Source organism: Mesorhizobium sp. M7A.F.Ca.ET.027.03.2.1 (genome assembly GCF_003999175.1).
GTDB lineage: Bacteria > Pseudomonadota > Alphaproteobacteria > Rhizobiales > Rhizobiaceae > Mesorhizobium.
The window spans coordinates 1-3,812 of sequence record NZ_RZOM01000597.1 but is presented as its reverse complement, the minus strand read 5'-3'; the positions used below and the strand labels follow the sequence as shown (position 1 = coordinate 3,812).

Below are 3,812 nucleotides of genomic sequence, written 5' to 3'. Positions count from 1 at the left end.
CTTGTAGATGAAGCCGACAACGCCGTGGTAGCGGCCATTGGGCTTGTCTGTCTGCATGGTGCCGTAGACGCGATTGACGCGGCCAAGGAACATGCCGGCGCCATCGCTGGCGGCGTTGAAATTGTCGTCCGGCTTGGCAAGGTCGTTGCGGGCCACCGGCTTCACCAGATAGGGCGTTATGATGATGACGAGCTCGGTCTCGTTGCGGACGAAGTCCCTGCTGCGGAAGAGGGAGCCGAGCACCGGGATCTTGGCCAGGCCAGGCAGGCCCGAGATAGCCTGGCGAACGTCGTCGCGAACGAGACCGGCGATCATCATCGACCCGCCCGAAGGCAATTCGACGGTGGTATCGGCAAGCCTTTTGCGGATCGACAATATCGTCATGCCGGGTTGAGTGCCCGAACCTTCGAGGGTCGGCGCACCATCCGTGGTCGGCTCCGAAACAGACGTCCTGACCTTGAGGCTTATGCGCCCCGCCGACAACACGACCGGCTCGAACTCGAGGCCAATGCCGTATTCGATCTTTTCAAACGTGTATGTGGTCAGGCCGGTCTGATTGTCGGTCGAGACATTGCTCGAGCGACCGGTCGCCAGATTGTACTCGCCGCCGACCTTGAACGTTGCCTTCTCGCCGGACACGGCGGTGAGGGTCGGCTCGGCCAGCGTCTTCATCACGCCGCTTTGCTCCATGGCATTGATGTAGGCCTGGAGGCCGTTGCCGATGCCGTCTCCCAGCAACAAACCGGAACTAGCCGAAAGCGGCTTGCCCAACCCGAAAGCAGGCGAGCTTGCCGCGCTATAGGAAATGCCGTTGGAGCTGCCGCTGCCGACCATATTGACGCCGAGCTGCTTCATCACGGAGCGGCTGACTTCGGCGACCGTGACCTTCAGCGTGACCTGGTCGTCGCCAATGATCTGTAGCAGGTTGACGATCTTGCTGGTGCGGCGCTCCTGGTCCGGATTGTTGATGTCGACACCGCTTTGGGCCGAACCGCCGGCGGCGGTCTGCGAATACTGTCCCGTCGTCGCTTCACCACCCGAAACGAAGATCGTCGCCAGGTCGACCGCGCGCTTTGCATCCAGCGGCGTGTCGACCGTTCCGGTCAGGACGACGTTGTCGTTCAGCAGTTCGACCTTGATGGCAGACGTCGGCAGGAAGCGCCTGATATAATCCTCAAGGCCGGCAACGTCGCGTTCGACGGCCAGGTCCAGGCTGACGATCTGCTCGCCGTTGGGGCCGAAAACAAAGATGTTCGTCTCGCCGACCGCCTTGCCGAACAGATAGATGCGCCTTGCGGTGCGGGTCACCGCATCGGCAACCGCCGGGTTGGCGACGAGAATGTCGTAGGCATCGCTCGGCAGGTCGATGACCACCGACTTGTTGAGGCCGAGCTTGACGCGCTGGGTGGCCGTCGATGCCGTGACCTGCGCGTTCTTTGCCTCGACGACGCTGCCTTGCACGTTCGTTCCGACGAGCAGCAGGCCGAATGCCGCGGCTACGATTGCCGGCAGTTTGCCACCTAGCTTCATTTCCTTGCTCCCACTTCGGAAACTTCGCCCGACTTGATCAACCTCACCGTTCCCCTGCGGCCATTGCCGGAAACGAGGTAGTCGGCCTCACCCACATTCTTTTCCTGCGTGTCCGCGACCGCCCGCAGCGCCAGGGTCAGGCGATCCGCCATCTGCTGGGCGACGGTGATGATCTCCGCCTGCTTGGGCGTCAGTTCCAGCGTGGCGGTCTGGCCCACCCTGGTCTTCTTGCCTTCCTCGTCCTCCTGAATGGTCTGGTCGATGGCCAGGACGCGGATGTTCTTGAGGATGGTCTCGGTGTTGAAGCCGGCGGAGCCGCTGGCGGCATCGGCCCTGCGGGTCATGATGACGTCGACGAAATCGTTGGGAAGAATGAAGCCGCCGGCCGACGTATCGGCCGAGATGGCCGTGGCGACCGCCCGCATGCCGGAAGGCAGGATCGACGACATGAAGCTCTGACCCTCGCCGATCAGCTTGGAGCGCCGCAGGGGTTCTCCGGCATACATCGCCACACGGGCAATGGAACCCTTCAGCTTGTCCAGTGCCTCGGGCTCGGCGGTGCGGGTGATGAAATTCGCGTTGACGCCGTCGGCGGGCCAGGATTGCCAGGCGATGTTGTTTTGGATCGGATTGCCCATCGGAACGTCGCCTGAAAGCACAAGCACATCCTGGAGTGCCACCGCCGGCGCCTGGGGACCGGAATCGACGACGACCTGGGGCGGCGGTGCCACCATGTTCTTCGCGACATAGCCAGCGCCACCCGCCGCGGCCACCGCCACGCTCAGAATTATCAATCGCGATGCTGGCATCTGTCCGAACCCTTGCCCTGGCAAACCACGTAGCCAAGCCGGACTTTGCAGCGGCAATCGTCAAAACAAGGTTAATGTAATGCTTACGATCGTGATTAATTTAAGGTTTACATAAATTAGCCGGAATGTGGTCTGGACGGCCAAAATGGCCGGGCCGGCCCTGTTGAGAACGGGGTTTCGGCTATGCTGACAGACAATAAAAATAAGATCGTGCTCAAGCCGCCAGCCTGGCAAGCGCCCATGCCATCAGAGTCGAATCCGGATAGGTCAGCAACCCGCCAAGGCCGAGCGCGACGCCATAGGGAACACCTTTTGCCTCGTCGGCGAAATGGCGCAGAAACGGATTTTGGCCGGTAACGGCCGCAAGCATCGACTTCCGGTAGAGGATGATCGCGAGCGTCAGCAAGCCGCCGATGATTGTCGAGGCGACAAGATACTCCACGAGATTGACATTGAGGCCCATCCACATCGCGGTTGCGGCCAGAAGCTTGGCGTCGCCGCCGCCCATGCCGCCCATTGCAAACAGGCCGAACGTCACGGCCAGAACCAGGGCGCCGGCGGCGAAGTGGCCGCCATAAGCCGCCCAGTCCATGCCTGTAAGGGGCGCGACCAGCGCGAAGACAACGACGAGCAGCACCGGCACGCGGTTGGCGATCGTCATCGACAGCATGTCGGAGATCGCGGCAAACAGCATGCAGAACGGAAAGACGACGAAGATCAGGGCTTCAAGCATCGGCGCCATGCCTATTGTCCGATTTCACGGGGCTCAATCTAAGTATATTCGATTAACGATTGATGAGGCCAGGAACGAAAAGACGACCTATGTTGGCAGCGGCATAGAAAAAGGGCCGCCACGTGGCGGCCCTTTTCCAGAAATGTAATGCAAGTGCTCGGCGATAAGCCGATCAGCTGCCGCTCGGCGTGCCGTTCAGGGTGGTGCCGATGTTGGTGAACTTGGCGTTCAGCGCATTGCCGAGCGTGCCGGCGCCAGTGATGATGGCGAGCGCAATGAGAGCGGCGATCAGACCATATTCGATAGCGGTCGCGCCGGATTCGTCCTTCACAAAACGTGCGATGAGATTAGACATTCGAGAGCTCCTACTCCACGTGTTACAGCACTTCCGTCAACTTCTGTGATGGTTGATCGGATGCTGCCAATCTAGGGAGAAGCTCTTTCGATCGGCTTAAGAAACAGCCTTACCGATTCCTTTCCCGGTTCGAACATATTGCGTGGTTAACTTCGGGCTAAAGTACCGCTGCGCCGTCTAGTCCCGGGTTTGGCAGGCTTGCGACCCGACCGGACCGCGCCTCGCGGGTGGCTGCCGGCCAATACACGATTGGCAACATCGCATGCTTAACCGTTGGTTCACCAATCTCGTTCATGTTCCGTTGATCAGTCCGCCTGCGTGGAGCGCCTCAATGGCCCAGCCGAGATCGTCAATCCTGATTGCCGCGCTTCTTGCCGTCTCGAGC

Annotated in this window: 4 protein-coding genes; all 4 read right to left on the bottom strand. The window is 60.7% G+C overall.

Features of this window, described 5'->3' with window-relative positions; all coding sequences use genetic code 11:
* Positions 1–1,530, bottom strand: a 1,530-nt coding sequence (locus EN750_RS23025; protein ID WP_145967846.1) for a type II and III secretion system protein family protein, incomplete at its 3' end; no start/stop codon positions are given.
* Positions 1,527–2,339, bottom strand: a complete 813-nt coding sequence (gene cpaB / locus EN750_RS23020; RefSeq protein ID WP_127397744.1) for a Flp pilus assembly protein CpaB — start codon at positions 2,337–2,339, stop codon at positions 1,527–1,529. The genes EN750_RS23025 and cpaB, both read right to left, overlap by 4 nt.
* A gap of 214 nt (positions 2,340–2,553) precedes the next feature.
* Complete coding sequence (locus EN750_RS23015; protein ID WP_127397745.1) at positions 2,554–3,072, bottom strand: prepilin peptidase; 519 nt, start codon at positions 3,070–3,072, stop codon at positions 2,554–2,556.
* A gap of 172 nt (positions 3,073–3,244) precedes the next feature.
* Positions 3,245–3,427: a Flp family type IVb pilin gene (locus tag EN750_RS23010; RefSeq protein WP_023811379.1), complete on the bottom strand. Its 183-nt coding sequence runs from the start codon at positions 3,425–3,427 to the stop codon at positions 3,245–3,247.
* Between the last annotated feature and the right edge of the window lie 385 nt (positions 3,428–3,812).

Bases quoted from the DNA above. Each gene is read 5' to 3' on its own strand.
- cpaB (WP_127397744.1), bottom strand. From the start codon at position 2,339: ATGCCAGCATCGCGATTGATAATTCTGAGCGTGGCGGTGGCCGCGGCG.
- EN750_RS23015 (WP_127397745.1), bottom strand. From the start codon at position 3,072: ATGCTTGAAGCCCTGATCTTCGTCGTCTTTCCGTTCTGCATGCTGTTT.
- EN750_RS23010 (WP_023811379.1), bottom strand. From the start codon at position 3,427: ATGTCTAATCTCATCGCACGTTTTGTGAAGGACGAATCCGGCGCGACC.